This is a genomic window from Luteitalea sp. TBR-22 (assembly GCF_016865485.1).
In the GTDB taxonomy this organism is placed as follows: Bacteria; Acidobacteriota; Vicinamibacteria; order Vicinamibacterales; family Vicinamibacteraceae; genus Luteitalea.
This window is the reverse complement of sequence record NZ_AP024452.1, coordinates 726,182-746,002: the sequence shown is the minus strand read 5'-3', so window position 1 is coordinate 746,002 and position 19,821 is coordinate 726,182. Positions and strand designations below refer to the sequence as shown.

Sequence of the window (19,821 nt, the reverse complement as noted above, 5' to 3'; positions counted from 1 at the left end):
CTGGTGTACGTCAGGACTTGCGCGGCTTGCGGCCGCGGGTGGGTTCAGGGGGTGTCCAGGCGCGCAGGGCGTCGAGGGTGAGGCCGAGCGCGCGGGCCTGTTGGTCGGCGTAATCGGCAAAGTAGTCGCCGAGGCGCATGTTGAACTGCGGGTCGACGTCGTTGTGCCACTGCTGGAGCCACGGCACGACGTCGAGGAGGCCGGCGAGGAGCGGTGTCAGACGTTCGGGGCTCCAGCCCTCGTTCTGCCGGTCCACGTAGTACGCGGCGAGCGCCTGGGCCTGCTGCAGGTGGTCCCAGCCGGCCCAGCCCACCACGGGCGTGGGGTCGTCGGCGCGCTCGGCGCCCGGGTAAAGGATGAAGCGCTCCTTGGGCACGTCCAGCTTGCCGCGCAGGCGCCAGTAGTCGCCCTTGCGGAAGTCGGCGGAGGCGTACTTCGGTGGCACGGGGATATCGCCCACCTGCGCGCGCTTGAGGCGATCGGCCTCCTCGCGCGTGAGGCGCTGCGGGTCGCCCTCGGGCAGGTCCACACGCGCGTCGATGGCGTCTTCCTGCCGCTGCAGCGCCCAAGTGGCCTCCCACTGCGCGCGCTTCCGTAGGCCGCTCTCCTTGTACCGGTACGCCGGCAGGTACGGCACGCCCTCCGCGGTCACCAGCTCGGTGACCAGCGTCGTCACGTCGAAGTCCGCACGTCCGCGATACGCCTCGGCCATCGCCATCCACTCGACGTCGCGCCGCGCGAGATCTGACAGCGCGGCCGTTGTCAGCAGGATCGGCGATGACCACCAGTCGGCGTTCTCGAGCCGATCGAGCAACCGGTTCCGGCGGACGCGCTCCTGCTGTTCCTCGAACGCCTCAAGGTTCCAGCGACGCTTGTATTCAGGACGCTCGATGAGGGCGATGTCTCGATCGGATTCGATCAGTGCGATGCGCCGCTCGACTAGTGCCTTGTAGTCGTCTGGCCAGTGCGCGGGCAACTCGGTGATCGGCGTCGAGCCATGCCGCTCGAACCAGGTGGTGTCCTCGTCACCAGCAGCAAATCGACGCGCGAGCACGATCTCGAAAGCTCGCTCGCCTAGCGCGATCGGTACCAGGTCTCCGCGGTGAATGACCTGCTCCGCCAAGAGGCCGTATCGAGAATAGACATTCCAGTCCAGTTCTTCCTGCAGAGAGATCATCCTTCGAAGTCTCAGCAGCCAGTCGCTTGCAGTGGACGGGGCACCCTCGGCTAGCAACGATAGTTCCCTCGCTTGGTCTGGTGACGAGGGCACAACCGGGTACTCCGCTAGCGCGGTCCCCGCGAATTCGTACCGGTCTTCCCAGGGGCTCTTGCTCACGCGCGCTCCTTCGTTACCGACCTGATCGCCGCCTTTTGGATAGAACACTTGCTTCATCCAGTAGCAGGCCGATGAGGAATTCAGAAGGCCGAGAAGAGCGAAGTGGTCATCCTCGGTAGCGTCGGCGGGAAGCTTGATGACGGGAGCAGAGCGGTTGAAGACGCTGCCGCCGCGGTCGAGTGCGAACTGGTTATGCGTCGCTACAAAGGCGAAGCAGATCGATGCCGAGCTCAGGTGCGCACTGGGTGTGTACTGCTGATACTCCCACCAGCACCGCCCGGCATCCGCCATGTCGCCCTGAAACGTCGACCTTTTCGCGAGGGTTGTGCGTAACGACCAGAGCTCACGAAGCAGACCAGATTCTCGCGCTGTGCTGTCAGAGAAGCGCCGAAACGCGCTGCTGCTGTCGTAAGGAAAGAGCGCGTAGTCAGTCGGTGCAGCGGACCAATCTCTGACCTCCTCGCCTATGAGGACGGTGCGCCACCACTGGCCCGGCAAGCTCGATCTGCGACGGACGTGATAAGGCCGCATGAATGCATCGTCTTCGCCTGTCCTAGCAGCTCGACCTATGGGTCCGTCCATGACGGCGGAAAGCCGGCTCCTAGCTGCTCCTTCAAGCCTGCCCTTCAGTTCAGCCGCACCGCCTCCACCGACGCTCCAAGGGTGTGTGTGTAGCTTTACTTGCTCAAGGTCCCGAACACTGACGAACACGCTCTCGGAGCCCGCGTGGTCGATCTGGCGCTCGATCGCTGTCCACACCTGGCCCCGCGCCGGGTCCTCCGGTGCGCTTGGCTCGCCACAGATGCCCATCACCGTGCGTGTTGGTGCTGACGGAGCGCGGTTACGACCGAACAGGATCACCGTCGGCGTGCCGTGGCCGGGGATGTATGCGCCCGACGTGTCGACGACGTGCGTGAGGTCCACGCGCGGAAGGAACTGCTCGATCACCTTGCTGCCGAACTCGCGCTTCATGAACGAGTTCCCGCCGATGAGTCCCATGTATCCGGCGGGTTCCACTGTCGCCAGGTCGAAGAAGCGTTCGATGAACGGCACGACGAGCGAGTACTGCATATGGCACGACGCGTAGCGCGTGCGATAGAGCTGGTTCAGCGCGCGATCGCGCACGACGATGTACGGCGGGTTGCCGACGACGACGTGGTGGCGGCGGTTGAGGATGGCGTCGGCGCGCGGGTCCTCCGCGAAGAAGTGGTGGCGGCTCGGGTCGTCGGGGTCGAGCGAGGGCTGCACCTCGCCGCCCCCGGAGTGCTTGCGGCCGTGCAGCAGCGCGTCGCCCGTGCCCACCTGGATATCGAACGCCGGCGCGTCGGCAAGGCGCGTCACTCCAGACGCACGGAGTGCCGCGATGAGCAGGCGGAAGCGCGCGATGGCCGCGGCAAACGGGTTGAGGTCGATGCCCGACACCTGCCGCAACACGGCCTGCACGTGCGCGCGAACGCTCGTGCCCGGCTGGTGCCGCTCGTACTCCGCCAGCAACCGCTCGAAGGCGCCGAGCAGGAAGTGCCCAGAACCGCAGGTGGGGTCGATCAGCGTGACCGTCTGGTAGCCGAACGCCTCGATGGCCGGCGTGAGCGTGCGGTCGAGGATGAAGCGCTCCACGAAGTCGGGCGTCTGCAGCAGCGCGTACTTCTTGCGCGCGGCCTCCGAGAGGTCCTGGTAGAGGTCGCCCAGCAGGCGGGTGCCCCACGCCGGGTCGGTGAAGTCGTGCGCGATGGCGCCGGTGGCCGGGTCGATGCGCTGCCAGAACTCGAGGAGCGCCTGCGCCGCGTCGCCCGACGGCGTGATGCGCCAGAGCGGGTTGTGCGCAGCGTCGAACACGTCGCCGCCGGCGGGAAGCTTGCCGACCGTGCCGAACACGTGCAGCAGGTACTCGCGGTCGGTCTCGAGGGGGTGCTGCTCGAAGTAGGCAGCGTGCCTGTCGAGCGCGAACTTCCGCCGGTCGCCAGGACCGGAGATCCACGCGTCGATGAGGCCGTTGTCCTCGAGGAACCGCACGAACACGGTGCCGAGCACCCAGGCCACGGCGGCCTGCGTGACCGGGTCCTCGCGCCAGCTCTCGAAGGTGTCGGCCGTGCGCTGCGCCTGCCGCGCGGCGGCGTATTCCTCGCGGAATGAGCGGTCGACGGCGGGCTCGGAGGCGGCGCGGGCGCGGAGGTCGTCCTGCAGGGCGACGACGCGAGCCTGGAGGTGCTTGAGAAGGAGCGAAGAGTCGATCATTCGTTGGTGCTGCGGGGCTTGAAGTGCTCGGCCTCGCGGAGATAGGCCTCTGCGAGTTCGTCCTCGCCGAGCAGGCTGACAACGGTGGCCAGGTTGCCCACGCAGGTCGCGTAGAAGCTGTCGGCCCGGAGCAGCCAGTAGAGAGCCGACGGCGCACGCGCGAGCCACATCCGCTGCCGCTTGCCCTGCCCGTCCACACCGTCAACCCAGAACAAGCCGGCCTCGGGCGGGTCGACACCGCCCTCGGCCACACCGATGGCGTCGAATCCGTCCTCCACGGTCATCTTCAGGACACAATCCATGTAGACGCGCATCCAGAGCGGCTCCCGGTCGTGGGGTGGATGGGGATTGGGCCGCAGGTACCACGCCTGCTTGTCGCGAATCAGGTGGTAGGCGTGCCAGTAGATGGCCGCGGAGTATTCCTTGCGGGCGTCGGCGTACCGCCCCATCTTGCGGTACGTGAGACCAAGCGAGTTGTGCAGCAGGGGATGGCGATCCCAGCGCTCCGTCCCCTGCTCGAGGATGTCGGCAGCGGCCTCCAGTTGCCCGTCGAGTTGCAGCGCGATGCCATAGGCCAAGGCGTACCCGGGATTGGCCTCTAGGGCACAGGCCCGTCGCAACGCCGTCGCGGCCGTCTCGTAGTTGTCCTCGTAGCGATGAGCCTGCCCGAGCAGGTACCACGACGCGGCATCCTGCTCGTTGATGGCCAGCCTCTGCTCGCAGGCCTGCACGACGGCCCGGGTGTCGCCCTGCTCGAGCAACGACTTGAGACGGGCCAGCTCGTCTATCGGGGTGTCGTGATGAGGCATTCGGTGCTCACGCGGCGCGGTGTTCGTTGCGGAGCCACGGCTCCGGGATGCGCGCCCACTGGCCGCGACCGATGACGGGCACGGCGACGCCGTCGAGCAGCGGCTGCACGGCCTGGCCGTCGGCGGGCACGAGCACCCACAGGCCCTGCAGGCCGCCGGGCTTGCCGAGCTGCTGGTGCACGTCGTGCAAGAGGCCGAGCCGGTCGTAGCGCGCGAGCAGGCCCGGGTTGGTGAGCAGCACCGTGCCCGGCCGAGCGAGGAGCGACGCCGTGACCGATGCCATCGCGCGCGTGACCAGCAGTTGCAGGTTCCGCCAGTCGGCGCCGTCGCGGGGCGCCGCGTCGGCGCGCAGCACGATGTCCCAGCTCGCGCCAGCCTTCAGCGCCTCCTGCTTCATCGCCGACACGAGCAGCGCATCGGTGTCCACCACCTCGACGTCGAAGCGCGCGAGCTCCTGCCGGGCCCGTGCGAGGTCACGGGGGCCCGTTGAGAGGACCAGGAACTGTCCCGCGTCGGCAGCCGTGCGCAGGCGATCCTCGAACGCGCGCGCCTCGAGCACAGCCTCGTCGGGCACCGCCACCGGCGGGCCGACCCGCGTGCCGAAGCGGGTGAGCGTGCTCGTGACCGACGGCACGGGAATGCGATACGCCTCGCGTGGGCGGTACGCACCGGCCCCGCGCGCCGCGTCCGGCACCCACTCGAGGTCGAACCCCGCATCGCGCAGCAGGTCGTCGAGCGCCGGGCGTTCGGGAAGCGGTGCCGCTTCCGGGTACCGACTCGACACGCGTTCGCGGAGTTGCTCGATGGTGAGGTCGCCGCGCGACGCGAGCAGCCCCGGCGTGAGGCGCAGCGCGCGCGACGCGTCCATGCCGCGCGGATACAGTTCCTGACGGCTCGACACCGCCGCCACGCCGGAGACCGCAGCCGCGAGGCGCAGCAAGCGGGCCGGCGGTGGAACGAGGGCTGCCTCTGGCGGCGGCACGTCGAGCAGCGCGCCCATCGCCGATTCCGGCGAGGCGAGCGGCTCCCGACGCGCCACCTCGGCGGCCTGCGCGCCAAGCCTGTCGGCCCAGTCAGCGGTCGCCTGGTCGAGAGCCACGAGCAGCACGGCGCCGATGCGGCGCGTGACGAGCCGAGGCGACTCGAGCGACTCCTCCACGTCGAGAGCGGCACGCACCACGGCCCGTGCATAGGTCGAGCGCAGCGGCTCCTCCTGCTGTGAGCCGCGCACGGCCAGAAGCAGCGTCGCGAGTTCGTCTGCCGTGACGGCACCCGACTGCTTCGTCACGATCTCGGCGAGGTCCGCGCGCAGGGCAGTGAGGCACGGGTCGCGGCGCCAGCGATCGCGCGCCTTGAGTACGGCCTGCGACACCCGGGCACGCGTCACCCCGGCAGCCTTGCCCGCTTCGGTCTGGTTCGGCCATGGCGGCAAATTGGCTACGCCCCAGGCCGTCTGCTGGTCCAGCCCCAGCCAGACGGGCAAGGCGCGCGAGTCCTGCTTCGCGCCCGGCTTCTTCGCGGGCAGCAACAGTGCCGCGAGGGCATCGACGGTCGCGGGGCCTTCAGGGCTGCGGCCAGGAGGAACAACGGGCTCACGGCCCGGTGGGACACCGGGCCCTACCGGTGTAATCGAGAACCGCTCCCGCAACGCGGCGGCGAGGGTGCCGAGTTCGCGGCGAGTCTTGTGCCCCACGCCGGGAAGCGCCCACACGCGCGTGAGCGCGAGGCGCGCGAGTTGCCCCGCCGTCGTGCACCCCACACGCTCGAGCGCGTTCAAGCCTCTGGTGCTCACGTGCATCGTCGCCAGGGGCGTGTCCGGCGTGGCGGCGCGGACAGCCTCCTCGAACAGGGCGCGCACGTCGGCGGTTCCCGGCCCCTCTGGCCGGACCGGCTCCACGACGGGTGGACGGTCGACTGCGGCGAACACCGCGCGCCACGCCGCCAGCATGTCGCGCACGTTGTCGAAGCGTGCCGCCGGGTCGCGCGCGAGCGCCCGGCGCAGGAACCCCGTGAGCTGGTCGCGGATGCCGGCGTCGATCAGGTCGCCAGCTACCGTGACTTCGTCTTTCAGCAGAGCCGGATCACTGAGGCCGTCGCCCCACTTCGGCAACTGCCCCGTCGCCATCTCATGCAGCGTGACTGCCGCGGCGAAGCGCTCGGCGGCCAAGTCCCATCGTTGGGGCCGGCGGAGCTTGAGGAAAGGCTCGAGGTACGGCGTCGTGCCGGAGCGGATGTTCTCGACAGGCTCACGCGACAACGAGAAGTCGAACAGCACCAGGTGCTGTCGATTGCCGCGGCCCAGCGGCGTCACGCCGAGGTTGTCGGGCTTGATGTCGCGATGCGACACGCCCATCTCGTCGAGGTGATCGAGCGTGGCCAGCAGGTCCTCGCCGAACCGCTGCAGGAAGTCGAGCTGCAGCGGGCCGTCCTCGCGCAGGCGCTGCGCGAGCGTGCTGTCGCCGGCCTTGTCGATGAGCAGGCATGTGCGCCCGGCGATCTCGATCGGCTCACCGTGGATGGCGATGATGTTGGCGTGGCGAAGGGAGGCGAGCACCTCGCCTTCGGCACGGAGGCGGGTATTGTGCTCGGTGGCCAGGGCCACCTTCAGCACGTACTCGCGGTCGTCCCGCTCCACGAGAAGCGCCACGGCGGTGGAGCCCTTGCCGAGGCGCTTCTTCACCGTGAGTCCGCCCGGCAGCTCGTCGCCCTTGTTGGCGTCAACGGGGTCGATGCCCTGCGCCGGCTCGACCGGGCGCGAATCGTTCGCCTCCGCCTCGGCGACCTCCAGGCACTCGAGGAACTCGTCCATCGAGGCGATCCGCTTCGACACGACCGCGCGGGTGGCGTCGTGAATCAGCGACGTGAGGTTCGGCGGGGCGCCGTTGAGGCGATCGGTGATCAGCAGGCCGCCGTGCTGCTGCAGCTTCTCGTCGAGGGCGAGCAGGGAGTCGGCCGGCGGTGCACCGGTGAACAGGTGGTACGCGACGGCGCCCAGCGAGAACACGTCCATCGCCTCCTCGTTCGGCGAGTCGAGTCGGAGCTCCGGGGCCACGTACAACTGGCCGAGGTCCTCGAGCAGCGCGTCGATGTGCATCGTGCCAGCGACAGCGGAGCCGAGCGTGGTGCCAGCCTGGCGCTCGCCGGAGAACCAGTTGGCGATGGCGATGCCCGGGGTGGGTGACGCCGGTCGCGTGACGAGGATGGCCTGCGGATTCAAGGCCCGGTGGTACAGCCGGCGCTCATGGGCGTACTCCAGCACCTCCGCGATGGCGCGCAGCAGATGGAGGCGCAAGTGGACGTCGAGGCGCCCCTCGGTCTCGGCCGTGACCAGGAAGCGATCCAGGCGCACCGACTCGGTGTCGAGCGGGAACACGAGCGCGGGGCCCGCCTCGGTCTCGTGGTACGCCTGCGGCGACACGATGCCCTCGTGGCGGATGCCTTCGAGGATCTCGAACTCGCGCCGGGCAGCGGCCAGCACGCGCTGCCGCTGGTCGGCGGCCACGCCCTTGGGCACCGGGTACCGGCGGATGCGACGCTTGACCTTCAGCGCGACGTGGTTGGCCTCGTAGTCCTGCCAGGTGGGGCCGTCCTCGAGGAGGTCGCCCAGCTTGTAGTCGCCCACCTGGTCGGCGCGGACCGAGGGTCGGAGGCCAATCTCTTCCATGGCCTTCGCCAGCATCTTCACCGTGGCGGTGTCGAGGGTCTCGCGGGCCGCCACGCCGACGGCGGGATTGGTGAGCGCGTCGATGATGCCGGGCTCGCCGGGGCGGCCGCCCTTGTCGGGGTCGCGACCGAACACGCGGAACTTCAGCGGCCCGGGCAGGTTGATACGGTTGCCCGCCGCAGACAGGAAGACGAGCGGCTCGATGAACGGGACGCGGCCGCGGTGTGCCTGCAGGGTCTGCGTGTTCTTCAACAGCGCCGACAGCCGCTTGGCCTTTGTGTTTGTCAGGGTGATCGGGTTGCGGTCGCGGAACTCGTGCGGCCCGTCGCGCCACACCCAGTCCTGCAGGTCGCCGGAGATCTCGCCCGGGCGGCTCTTGATCTCGACGAGGAACATCCCGCGGGCGCTGATGACGATGACGTCGGCTTCGTTGAGGTGGCCGTCGAGGCTCACGAACTCGCCGTTGGCCCAGGCGCGGGTGGTCTCGACGTCGGGCAGGTGCTGGCGGAGGTACTCCAGGGCCTCGCGTTCCCAGGGGAACCGCGATTCGGCTATGGCCTGCCAACGGTGCGACAACATGGGAGGGGCAGTCTAATCAGGCGCGACGCGCCTGTGAAGTACAACGAATTGCAGAGGTGAACCGAACGGACTTCGGTACCAGAAATGGAGCTATGCGTGAGTACTTCTCCCTGTCAAGGAGGCGAAGTGGACAGTTCGGCAGTGGGACGCCCCCCAAGAGGGGATCTGACAGCGCCTCCTCGTTGCGCGTGCTCCCGACTGATGCAACACTCCCGCGGCAGCACGACAGTTGCCCCCATGCCCCTGACTCCGGCCCAGACTCGTCCCCTCGAAATCCGTATCGGCATCTCTCGGCGTCCGGCACAAGCAGGCGCCAATGGCACCGCGCCCATTCCCGAGAATGTAGTTCTTTGCCGCTGGCGTGCTCTCAAAGCTACTGATGGATCGACCCACCATGGGTGCAGGCTCCCGCCGTCGCTGTGGCGTCTCGTTCGGGCGACGCTCGGGATCGAGCCCGACCTTGCAAGAGCAACCGTCGAGCGGGTCGACGACGTGATGGCGGAGGCGCGTGCCACGGCGAAGAGGCATGGGCAGTACCTCGGGTCGGTGCCGGCTGAAGCCCTGCGCGAGTTGCTGAAGTTCCTGGGGCGAAGCAAGCGCCTCAACGGCATCCTCGCCGCCCATGCCGGTGACATTCGCTACGGCGTGACGGACCTGTTGCTGTATCGCGTCAGGAACGGCAGGGCGCTCGACTTCCGGTTCGTCGAGGTGAAGCGACACGACGAGACGGTCAGGCCCGACCAGGTGGCGGAGCTGGAAATGCTGCGCGCCCTGAAACTGACCGCCGGCATCGTCAGGCTCGAAACACCACGCAAGCCCGCGCCGGTCACCGCAAGGCAGCGCGGAGCGAACCACACGACAGTACAGCCAGCAGCAGCGGGCGCCGCAGGCTCCCGGCGCGGTACTACATAGAACACATGAACTTCGATCACTTCTTCACAGGCAAGATGTCGAGGGAGGAGGCCGCGTCAGCGTTCCTCGCCATGGCCCTCGAGGGTTCCACCGGATTCAGGACGCATTTCCTCGACCAGATCGAGGCTCCCGATGACAGCGCGTCGCGTGAATGGGCGATCAGCGTGGAGGATGCCCGCGTGGATCTGACCTTGCGCGCAGCGGGGCACGTGATCCTCATCGAGAACAAGGTCGACTCGGGCGCGGTCAGGACTGGCCAACTGCTGGGGTATTACAACGGCGAGGTCAAGCGCTCACCGGACAGCCGCATCACCGTCGTGATGCTGGCGCCTGGCGGCGTCGGCAGCCGAGAGGTAGACGGTGTGAAGTCCTGCGCGGATATGCGGGCGCGGAGCCTCACGGACCGGGTCATCGGGGCCTCGTGGGCCGACCTGATCGAGTATCCCGCCGACGACGGCGAGAAGTGGGTGCGCGATGGACTCGATGCTATCAGGCGCGCGATCGAGAAGGCCGCGTCGGCGGCGTATCCGGCCGTTGGCTCGCGGCTCGAACTGCGGAAGATTACCGATGCCGCCGCCGTCGGCCTGCGTACGCGCGGCACGACGGGCGTGATGCGGTGGAGTGCGAAGGACAAGGAAGCGCTCGTCTTGACCGGCATGAACGTGACGGCCAATGTCTGGCTGCAGTTCACGTGCAGCGAGGCCCCTGGCGCTCCAGTGATCGATGCGCCTGATGCGTCCGGTCGTTGGACCACGTTGCGACTGCACACGAAGGTCAAGCCGCTCGGCGCACTGAAGGCACGGTCGGCCCTCAAGCAGTGGTGGAAGGAACCGCTGGCCAAGGGCAGCTTGTCGCTCGGCCCCGGTATGGAGCTGACGCCGGTCGGCGGCGGATGGCTTGGCACTTCAAGGTCGGTCGAAGGGGATGCTGCCGCCCTGTCGAATCTGCTGGTCACGGAGACCGAGCGCCTGGTGGCCGCGCTGGGGGATCATCTCGCTTCCGTCGGCCTGCCGGTACGGGAGAAGCGGCCAGTGTCAGACACCGAGTAGTGCCGGTCGTCTGGTTCGCGAACGCGCTTACCGGGCGCTCGGGAAGGTTCCGTCGGAGACTTACGCGTTGAATTTCGATTACGGCAAGCTGATCGAGGCCTACGACAACAACGCTGCCTCTCGTGAGGCCGTGGCGCACAACGTTGGCGTCCTGCGATGTATTCGCGGAGGCCTCAGGATGGCCGAGCGGTACCGAGTGCCGTTCGACCCTCGCTTCGACTACTGGCGCCGACCCGAACGCCGGTTCGTCGTGGCCTACCTTGCGCAGAACTGGACGGGACGCTTCGCCCCGGCGGTCCAACTGCGCCGCCTCGCGATCGACCTGCTGCAGCACGCGGACCGCGCGCGCCGCGACGGCCTCGTGACCTTCCGGGGTATCCGCTACGAACTCGCGGGAGGCCTGGGCTCGCTGTGCGAGACGCTGGCGCAGCACGTCGAGACGTTGCCCGCCTCTCCTGCCTGGGAGGCGCTCAGGGACACATGGCCCAAGCTGGCGCCGACAGCTGCCGAGGATGTGGCGGCATTCCTCAGGTCGCTGCCGGAGAACGAAGGATGGGAGCCTGGCTTCGCCCGCAGGTTGCCCTGGCTCGGGTATCTGGACGCAGCCGACGAGGCTGCGCTGCGGGCACGTCAGGCCTACTTCTTTGCGTTCGCCAACCTGTGGACGATGAGCAACGCATACAGGAGGGCGGGTGCCCAGGCGTTTGCTCCGGTACTGCAGAACACCAAGAGCGATCTCCTCCTGGACAAGGCGCTTCAGTGGGCCAAGGGGCAGACGCCCGTCGAGACCGGATTCGAGACGATCGCGCGCGACGACGCCGACGAGGCGCCGCAGGACAGGGCGACGTACGCGGCTGTCGTGGAAGTGTATGGTTTCCTGAACCTGCATCGCGCCCCCTTCTACAACAATCTGGCCGAGGTCTATCGAACCTGGTTCGCGATTCCTGCGAACGTCGACGCCTACGAACTCACCGCACGGGTGGGCACGAGCACCGCCACATGGTTGGCGGAACATCCCGGCGCCGTGCCGGACCTTGCAGCCCGCCTCCGGCACTGGCTCGATGCGCCCCTGCACACGCGTGTGCAACTGGAGTCGGTCGAATCTCCACGCGTCCGGAAGACGCATGCTGCTCAGACCTCGGCACTGCTGGACGTGTCGTTGACAGAGGAGCTGGCACGGTACGCACATGAGGCCCTGACTTCCATACCGGACGTCGACGCCGCGGCGAGTGCGCTGCACTTGCTGCTCGATGCCAAGCTCTACACGGGCAAGGACGTCGTCGTGGTTGTGAACGGGAGGGAGAACGGGACCAAGGGCGGCGGCTCTGTCACGCCGCCAGCGCCGACGGCCGAGGGTCGAGTGCTCTCGTTGCCAGACACCCTTCGGCCCATGGGGGAGCGCGCCCTGGCCTATCTTCGCGCGGGGCTGCACGTGCTGCTCGCGGGAGCACCAGGAACGGGCAAGACGACGCTTGCGCAGTTCGTCGGATACGCCTGGGACAGGAACCTGTCCGAATTGCCGGCGTCCATTCCGATCTCCGAGGCGCCACTCACCACCGTGGGCAACTCGGCCTGGTCACCGTTCCACACAGTGGGTGGACTCGTCCCCGACGGCAAGGATGCCTTCAAGGTTCACGGCGGCGTGTTCATCGATCCGAACAGCACGGACGGAGACACGTGGAGACTCAGGAGCGGCGCAATCGTCCTCGATGAAATGAACCGCGCCGATCTGGATCGGTGTATCGGCGACCTCTACCCCCTTCTGAGTGGCAGCGTCACGCAGGTCGTACCGGCCGGCCTTCCGGGCGTGAGTCGCATCGTCGGCAACCCGCGTTTCCGCGTAATCGCCACGGTGAACGACAGCAATCTCGACGACATCGTCTTCCCGATCAGCGAAGGCCTTGCGCGCCGCTTCCAGCGCATCGAGATGCAGGGGGGCACCCGCGAAGACGTGCTGTCATTCCTTGGAATCACGGAGCCCGGTGCAGTGAACGGTCCCAGGCAGCAAGCTGCGGTCGAGGCCGTCGACGCGTTCCTCGAGGTCGCGCGTGAGCACCACCTCCTCACGTCCGACGATCTGGGCGATCGCTTGCACTTCGGCGTCGCCTATTTCGAGCTGTTGCGCTCCTGGGTGGATGGGCGCCTGCAGGCGCCCGTGCTCGATGCGCCCTATTCGGAGCAGGCGCGGGATTTCCTGGCCTCGTCGCTGACTACGCTTGGTCGCGCACCACGGTGGCGAGAGGCGCTCAAGGCATTCACGGCCAAGGCATGACAGTCGGCGGACCGCTCGCGTGGGCCGACGAGATCCGCGCATACCTGCTCGGGCGCCCCTCGAAGAGCGCAGGCGTGCATGCCGTGCGCCAGGCCAGGCTCGAGGGTGCCATGACGGATGCCATCCGCCGGTGGTGGGTGCTCGAAGGCAAGCACTACGCGGCGCTGGGCGGTCCCCTTGCTCCGCACTTCGGCCGAGTGCGCCGGCTGGTGGAGCAGCTCGAGGCCACCTTCAATCCTCGCCGTCGCCTGAGTGAACGGCCAGACGGCGAGGTCGATTGGCCGATGACGCTCCTGCGGCGCGGGGGCGGCAGGGATGCAGACTATGTGGTTCGTGGGTCCGCCGCGGGGCTCGACGAGGCGGAGCGGGCCGCGCTCGCCGGGTGGTTCGCGTGGATCCAGTCCGAGTGTGCGCAGCACGCGCAGGCATTCGGCCTGTCCTTCGACGGCATGGACACCCGGGTGGGACTCGCAGCCCCGCGGCCGGTGGAGCGGCTGCGCAAGTGGGCGCTCATCACGCGTCGATCGCGGTGGCCCTTGCTGCGAGGCGTCGTCGCCGAGTCGCTCAGGCCGTACTTCGAGGACGAAGAACTTGACCGGATCCCCTTGCCATCGGATCCCGCGAAGCTGTTCGAACTCCTTTGCCTGGTCCGGATCGCGCGCCACTTCGTGCCGCGTCCCACGGCCATCCGCTGGCTCGACGTCTCGTCATCGTCGAACACCGCGAGATTCGACCATCTCACCTGCCGATACCAGGAACCACTGGAGCGCGATCGTGTTCTGGGCACCGCTGACTATGCCGGAGGACTGTCGGAGGCAGTCCGGGCCTTCGGCGTGCGCGTGCCACGGTTCATCGACCTGGTCGTGGACTTCGACTCACCGATCGGCGGCTTCAATGGCGTCATCGTGGAAGCCAAGAGCGGCACGCAGGAGTACGACGCCACGGTTGCTCAGTTGCGTACGTACCGGAACGCGCGCCCGCGGGGCTCCGGAGAGCGGTACCTGCTGTGGGGCATCGTCAGGGAGTCCGAGGGTCCCGCCTCGCCTGCAGACGCCGTCAGGCACGTGCTCGATGCGACGCCGCCGAACGAGGACATGTGGGTGTTCTCATCCGCTGACGATATCCCGCAGGTGCTGGACACGATTCTCGGGGCCGAGCGAGTGCGGCGGCAAGCCGCGCGGGCTCACGCAGCAGCCGGGCTGTAGACGAGAAGGCGCTTTCGCTCACTGACTCGAGGTGCGGGCACTGAAGGGCATGGTGGCCGGGAACTCGGCCCGGACCCTCTGAATGTCCGGAAACCAGATCCATCCCTCCTGTCTGACGACATCCCGGTCCTCGGCAGGTGGTCTGCATACGCGCGCCTCGAGAAAGTCAGACGCCGCGATGGCGCAGAGTACCGCGTCGCGCCTGTGCAAGTTGTCTGTGGGCAGCTCCTGGTTGACTCTGCCTGTCACGGCCCAGCTGCGCTCGGCCACCTGATAGGCCCGCTCGGTTGCGCCTGGATACACCTCGATGGCGACCACTGCCGTCACCGGTCCAGGCTGCCAGGCGAGCGGCACAGGCAGCCCAAGCGCTTCCCTGATGGCATTGAGGTCGGCCAACGCGGCCAGCGCGGTCCTTGCAATGAGGTTGGCCCCGACCTCGAGCGGCGTCTTGTCAAGCACACACTTGACGTATCTGTCGGTCGCGCGGCTGAACATGATGCCGGCGGGAGAGCCAACCGACTCTCCCGCCTGGTGCTGAGGGAGCTCGCGACTCAAGGCCACTGGCCAGCCCAGTGGCGCATCGAGCGCAATGACCGCTGGACCGCCATCGCTGAGGAAGGCTGCGATTCTCTCGAGCATCACCTTGCGCGAGGTGCAGGTGAACACCTGCTCGACCGACAATATCGGCGAGGCGTAGGCAGCCAGGCACACGCCGATGTTGTTTGGCTGGGTCGCGCAGTCGATACCGACGATTCGTGTAGGCCCGCCCATCACCGTTCCTCGGCGCAGTTGCCATCTGCATCGTCGCCGCTTGAGCGCGTGCGGGGCTCGCTGTGATCCGGAGATTCCTGCTCCTCAGGCTTCTCATGCTTTGGTTCCTGTGGCGTGTCTGCCATCGGCTCGGCACCCAGCGCGAGAAGTCGCCTCGCGGTCAGTTTCCAGAACGCCTCGATATCCGACGTGTCCTGGCGACGCATCAGACCCTCCGCCTTGCCTCCCAGCTCTCTGAACTGCTTCAGCCCCTTCGCGGCCTGCCGCGTTCTGGCTCTACTGACTCCGTAACTGGCAGGATCGCCCAAGCGGCTCGCCTCCCTGCCGAAGGCGTCGTGGGTCACTTCCCAACTGAGATTCAGGGTGAGTGCGCCGGCAATCCTGAGCGTACGGCCCATCAGGGTATCCATCTCCGCATGCCGTGCAACCGCGGTACTCATCGTCCATTCCGATGTGAGCTCGACCAGCTCTCGCTCGAAGGCGAGAGCCTGCTCCCGGAACCGCGGTGTCTCCTGATGCTCGCTGAGAGTACCGTCACACCATCCCTGTAGCGTTCGCACTCTCGATGCCAAGGCGCTCTTGAGTAGCGCTGTGGCTTTGTCACGCAGCTGAGCGTTGCCTCGCACCACGCTGAGCAGTTTCAGTGCGGTGTCAGGAACACTGAGCGCAAGCTCAAGCAGCCGGTGGTTCCACCCGTCGTCCAGCTCACCACTGCCTCTCTCGATCTGTTGCAGTGCCTGAGTCGCACCATCCAGTGCATTGGTCAGCGCAGCCCCGGTTTCGATGTCTCGTGTGCACTGCACCGTAACGGCGTTGACAAGGGCGTTGAGGAGTCCTGAGGACCTGCTGTGATCCCGGCATACGGCAAGCAAGCTGTCGACCTTGCGAGAGTCACTTAGGAGCCGCGCATTGCCTTCGAGCACTCGCAGCATGAACTCGCCGTGCTCCAGCAAACTCCCGGTGCGGTCCCCCGCAAGATGCTTCAGCCGGTGGAAGGAAGCGCGAAGCTCCGCGAGCGCTGCGTTCCGTACTTCGATGCTCTGCCGACACTGCGCAGCAGCCTCTCGCATGGATCGTTCAATCAACGGCAGTCCCCGTAGCGGCCCCCGGCGTCCTTGGGGATAGCCCGCAACGTAAGATACACGCGGCGTAGGCGACGCAGATCCTGGGCTGTCATGCCCTCGGCGCTCACTTCCTTCGAGCCAAGACCTACGACCTGCAGACGACAGGGCTCGATACCAGACGCGAGGAGCAGTTCGGAAACACCCGCAGCTCGCAATGCGGATAGCTCCACGTTGTTGCGGGGCGGAAGTTCACGCGCAAGGGGCACGGGATCGGCCGTGCCGTTCACAAGGACCACAAAGCCCTGGTACTCCTTGAGCTTCTCTGCGACCTTCGCACCGAGCGCCGCAATGACTGAGCGATCGGATTGGGGCAAGGTGTAGGCAGCTGGCTCGAAATACACCTCGTCGCCATCGAAGCCGCTGACCTCGAATGACAGTTGGTCTCCACCGTCCCTGATCACGGCGTTTTGCCCAGTCAAGGCGCGACGAAGCTCCTGTACCCGCTTCACCTCGCGTTGCAGCTGCGCGTCCTGTTCAGAGGCGGCCTGCCTGGCGGCAGCGGCCTCTGCCTGGTGCCGGACCGACTTCTTGCTTGCGGCCACCCACAGGACGAGCATGATGACCATGCCGAATGCAAAGAGGTCCACAAGTCCCGGCCAGCCAGGGTTCTCGTGATCTTCCTCGTCCCTACGGCGAATGCGCACCGTCATGACACCACCGGCGCTATAGGCTCTGGCCGCGTATCCACATCCGCCTGCGGAGCCTCACCCGTAGGAAGCGGCTCATTCATCGTCGCACCACGTCCAAGCGCTTCGTGGAAGGCGCCCAGTAGGCGATTCATGGCGACCGTGAGCTCGTCTGCCCGGGGCGCCAGCGCGCCAGGTATCTGTCGCACGTGCTCGTCCAGTTGGCGGAGCGTCGCGCTCACGTCTGCGAGCTCTCGCGCGACCGCGCCAGTTGACCGCTGCACTTCGCCGGCAACAGCGGTCGGCAACGCGGACAAGTCCTTTCCCACGTTGCCAATTCCCCCGGCGAGCCCGGCAAGGTGTTGCTCGATACGCTGGGCGCCAGCGTCCATCTGGTGTCTGACGGCACCGGGCAACAGACGGGCGCTTTCGTTGAGCGTCTCGAGGACGGATGCCACGTTCGCCATGTCTGTGCGAAGAGCCCCGGATATCTTAGACAAGGACTGAGTCATCTGCTCGTCACCAGCGAGACGGGCCCTTCTTTGCTCGTCCATGAACTTCGCCCAGGACGTGAGCAACCCGCGGAGATGTGTCGTGAGCTGATTACCAGACTCCTCTATCCGGCCAGATAGAGGCGTGATGGCGTTCTCCAGCGCCGCCTGGACGGCATTGACCGTGGACTCGCGAACGGCGGCATTCGCTTCGCTCGTAGCCTGCGCAACCTGCTGAGGAAGGCCCTCCAGAATGCGATTCAGCCCCTGCGTCGCCACCTTGAGCTGCGCCACCGCCTGCGCCACGTTCGCCTTCATGACATCGTCAGAGGACTTCTGCAGGGCCTGTGCTGCTTGCGTCAAGCCGTGCATCGCTGGGATGCCCTCAAGGAAAGGTGTGGCCAGGAGCTGGAAGCCCTGATCGAGCCGCTGGGTCAATGCCTCAATTGCCACAACGTGCTGGCGTGAGGTGGCCTCGAACGCCGTTCGTTCGTCGGCGGCCTTCACCACCACCTGATCGACCAATGCATGCAGGCTCGTGCCGACTCCCTGAACGCTCCCAAGGAGCGTCTGAATCTTGGCGAACTGATCGTTGAATAACTGCTGCGAAAACTGCTGGAACTGTGAGGCCGACACCTCGAGAGCCTTGACCAACTCCGGTGCGAGGTTCGAAGAGCCGCTGTCCTGCAGGAGGTGTAGTGCCTTGCCAGCAATCCGTACGGCATGCTCTCCAGCGGCGCGAGCGCGCATGGACGCAAGCAGAAGAAGGACAGACACAAAGAGTCCAACGGCATTGACCCAGTAGATGAACTTGAGGTGCGTGAGCAGTGCAGCTGGGTCGCTGACGTCTGCGCTCTGGAACGTGATCGCGAAGATGAGGACGGTTCCGAGAAGCCCGATCATCACGACCTGGCTCGAAGCGGTCCGAAGGAGTCGCGCGGCTGCTTCCACGGGTTCGATCAGCAGCTCCATCGCTTGAGGGATGGCAGCCAACCTCCCGTAGCCGGGCTCGTTCGTCAGCACGAGGTCCAACGCACGCCGCGCGTTCTCGGAGTAGTCTGAAACGTCGACGACGTCCTTGCTTAGGCTGGTGATCCGCTCAGAGATCCCGGCCCACTCCGTGGCTGTCGGGACATGCAAACTCAGGGCCGTGCGGACGTGCCACACGACCACACTGATTAGCAGGACGCCGACGAAGATGAAGATGCTTATGATTGAGAGCGATGGCATTGCGAAGACTTACCAGCCCAGTTCCTCGGGCCTGCAGGGGCGTGAGCCGGCGAACATGATCGCGCCGACGGTCGCGGGATAGGCGTACACCTTCACCCTGTCGCTCAGGGGCGCACGCAAGGACGTCGCAACTGCCGCGGGTTCGGGGTGTTCACCGGAGGCAAGCGCCGCGGTGAACAAGAAGTGGCCACCAGTGCGCAGGTTGGAAACCGAACGCTGCAAGGGGCCGTCGTGGATGTCGATCGGTGTGGGTTCGTCGAAGAGCTTCTGGAGCACGACGGCCCGAATCGAACGTAACAGGTCCGCCTTGATGTCGTTGCCCAGTCGCCGAGCTCCGGTCTGTTCATCCCCGATCCGTGCAAGCTGCGCCCTCACGGCCGAGACCAGTTCCTCCGACCATCGTTCCAGGAGCTCACGGGACGCGCTGACGCGAATCTCTCCCCCGGTCACCTGCTTGGCGAAGAACTCGAGGAGCGCGTGTGCGTCACCGATCCTGGCCCGAACGAATGCCAATTCCTCGTCGGAGGCCGCCGGCCTCTCGACTTCCGGCTCATTCCGAGCCCGGTGGTAGCCGAACCACGCAAGGATCCTGTCGATCAGCGTCTCCGGCTCCGGTGCTCGGATCACCGGCGCCTGCCTGGCGGGCCTGGCCAGAGCAGACATTACCGCGGCTGTCGTGCCTGCACCTTCTGCCAGGAGGGCGGGAAGGGACCACGCGCCCAGGCCATCCCTGCCGACCACACGGGATACGACCGCGGCCGCTGACAGTGCCCCGCCGGCGAACCTGGAGGCCATGGCCACGAACCCATCGCGCGCGTTGGCCGGTGGGCGGATAGTGCCCAAATGCCCCGCCGACAGCTCACGAATTAGGAATTGCCAGAGCGCTTCCTCGAGGGCCGACATCACGCGCTCTGGGTCATCGGTCGGTACGCCGAGCAACCGCACGCTCCCTGAAGGGATGGCATCCCATACGGAGAAGCCAGTGCCAGGCGTCACCTGAGCGAAGAGCAATCCATTCAACGCAAGGGCGACATTCTGCTGGAAGTTGTCCGCAGAGAGCATTTGACGACTATCCAGGCGGCCAGATGTCAGCCACGCGCCTGCACGCATCCCGTCGAGGGTCACCCGGCGTTGCGCCTCAGGTATATGCGTCCACTGGGGCACTAAGAGCAGCCGAATGCGCTCCAGCTCCAGAACCTCTGGTTCCAGGGCCAGCACCTGATCTTCGAGCCCGGCCCACTCCCTGAATGCATCGTCACCCATCGCGGACGCGACAAGCATCGTCCGGACGCGCACGCCGTGAGTCGTGTCGAACTGGAAGCCATGCTGCGGCAAGCAGCTCGCGAACGCCACATCGGCGAACTCACGCAGGGCCGCTCTGGCCTGTGCCTCGTCTCGGACGACGCGCACCAGTGCCCGTCGCCCAGAATCGAGGCCGGACAACCAGCGCTGGATGGAGCCATCGGCGGCCGAATCCAGCGTCCAGACCAGCGCCGGCCTGAGACTCAAGAGCGGCAT

At 66.8% G+C, this 19,821-nt stretch carries 12 protein-coding genes; 4 read left to right on the top strand and 8 right to left on the bottom strand.

Annotated elements, in window-relative coordinates; genetic code table 11:
* Positions 1–10: 10 nt before the first annotated feature.
* Genes pglX through pglW form a run of 3 tightly spaced genes read right to left on the bottom strand, consistent with a single transcriptional unit; the run spans position 11 to position 8,623 of the window.
* Entirely contained in the window at positions 11–3,571 is a 3,561-nt protein-coding gene (pglX, locus tag TBR22_RS03040) for a BREX-2 system adenine-specific DNA-methyltransferase PglX (protein ID WP_239491477.1), read from the bottom strand.
* Positions 3,568–4,380, bottom strand: a complete 813-nt coding sequence (locus TBR22_RS03035; protein ID WP_239491476.1) for a hypothetical protein — start codon at positions 4,378–4,380, stop codon at positions 3,568–3,570. The genes pglX and TBR22_RS03035 overlap by 4 nt, the downstream gene beginning before the upstream one ends.
* 7 nt (positions 4,381–4,387) lie before the next feature.
* On the bottom strand, positions 4,388–8,623 hold the full coding sequence (pglW, locus tag TBR22_RS03030) for a BREX system serine/threonine kinase PglW (protein ID WP_239491475.1): 4,236 nt from the start codon (positions 8,621–8,623) through the stop codon (positions 4,388–4,390).
* A 237-nt stretch (positions 8,624–8,860) separates the two neighbouring features.
* Between pglW and TBR22_RS03025 the strand changes: the two genes are divergently transcribed.
* The 4 genes from TBR22_RS03025 to TBR22_RS03010 all read left to right on the top strand — a co-directional run bounded on the left by TBR22_RS03025 (position 8,861) and on the right by TBR22_RS03010 (position 14,061).
* Positions 8,861–9,535 carry a VRR-NUC domain-containing protein gene (locus TBR22_RS03025; RefSeq protein ID WP_239491474.1) on the top strand — a complete coding sequence of 225 codons (675 nt, stop codon included), beginning with the start codon at positions 8,861–8,863 and terminating at the stop codon, positions 9,533–9,535.
* A gap of 5 nt (positions 9,536–9,540) precedes the next feature.
* The gene (locus tag TBR22_RS03020) at positions 9,541–10,584 is read left to right on the top strand and encodes a PD-(D/E)XK nuclease family protein (protein ID WP_239491473.1); all 1,044 of its coding nucleotides are present in this window, start codon (positions 9,541–9,543) and stop codon (positions 10,582–10,584) included.
* 67 nt (positions 10,585–10,651) lie between these two features.
* Positions 10,652–12,856, top strand: a complete 2,205-nt coding sequence (locus TBR22_RS03015) for an AAA family ATPase (protein WP_239491472.1) — start codon at positions 10,652–10,654, stop codon at positions 12,854–12,856.
* The gene (locus TBR22_RS03010) at positions 12,853–14,061 is read left to right on the top strand and encodes a hypothetical protein (protein ID WP_239491471.1); all 1,209 of its coding nucleotides are present in this window, start codon (positions 12,853–12,855) and stop codon (positions 14,059–14,061) included. The genes TBR22_RS03015 and TBR22_RS03010 overlap by 4 nt, the downstream gene beginning before the upstream one ends.
* Before the next feature lie 18 nt (positions 14,062–14,079).
* Here TBR22_RS03010 and TBR22_RS03005 read toward each other — a convergent pair whose 3' ends face one another.
* From TBR22_RS03005 to TBR22_RS02985, 5 genes are read right to left on the bottom strand one after another with little or no spacing between them, the layout of a single operon-like run.
* On the bottom strand, positions 14,080–14,832 hold the full coding sequence (locus tag TBR22_RS03005) for a DUF429 domain-containing protein (RefSeq protein WP_239491470.1): 753 nt from the start codon (positions 14,830–14,832) through the stop codon (positions 14,080–14,082).
* Entirely contained in the window at positions 14,832–15,902 is a 1,071-nt protein-coding gene (locus TBR22_RS03000; protein WP_239491469.1) for a hypothetical protein, read from the bottom strand. Before TBR22_RS03000 ends, TBR22_RS03005 begins: the two co-directional genes overlap by 1 nt.
* An 11-nt stretch (positions 15,903–15,913) precedes the next feature.
* The gene (locus tag TBR22_RS02995; protein ID WP_239491468.1) at positions 15,914–16,606 is read right to left on the bottom strand and encodes an OmpA family protein; all 693 of its coding nucleotides are present in this window, start codon (positions 16,604–16,606) and stop codon (positions 15,914–15,916) included.
* On the bottom strand, positions 16,603–18,303 hold the full coding sequence (locus tag TBR22_RS02990; protein WP_239491467.1) for a hypothetical protein: 1,701 nt from the start codon (positions 18,301–18,303) through the stop codon (positions 16,603–16,605). The genes TBR22_RS02995 and TBR22_RS02990 overlap by 4 nt, the downstream gene beginning before the upstream one ends.
* 9 nt (positions 18,304–18,312) lie before the next feature.
* Entirely contained in the window at positions 18,313–19,821 is a 1,509-nt protein-coding gene (locus TBR22_RS02985) for a hypothetical protein (RefSeq protein ID WP_239491466.1), read from the bottom strand.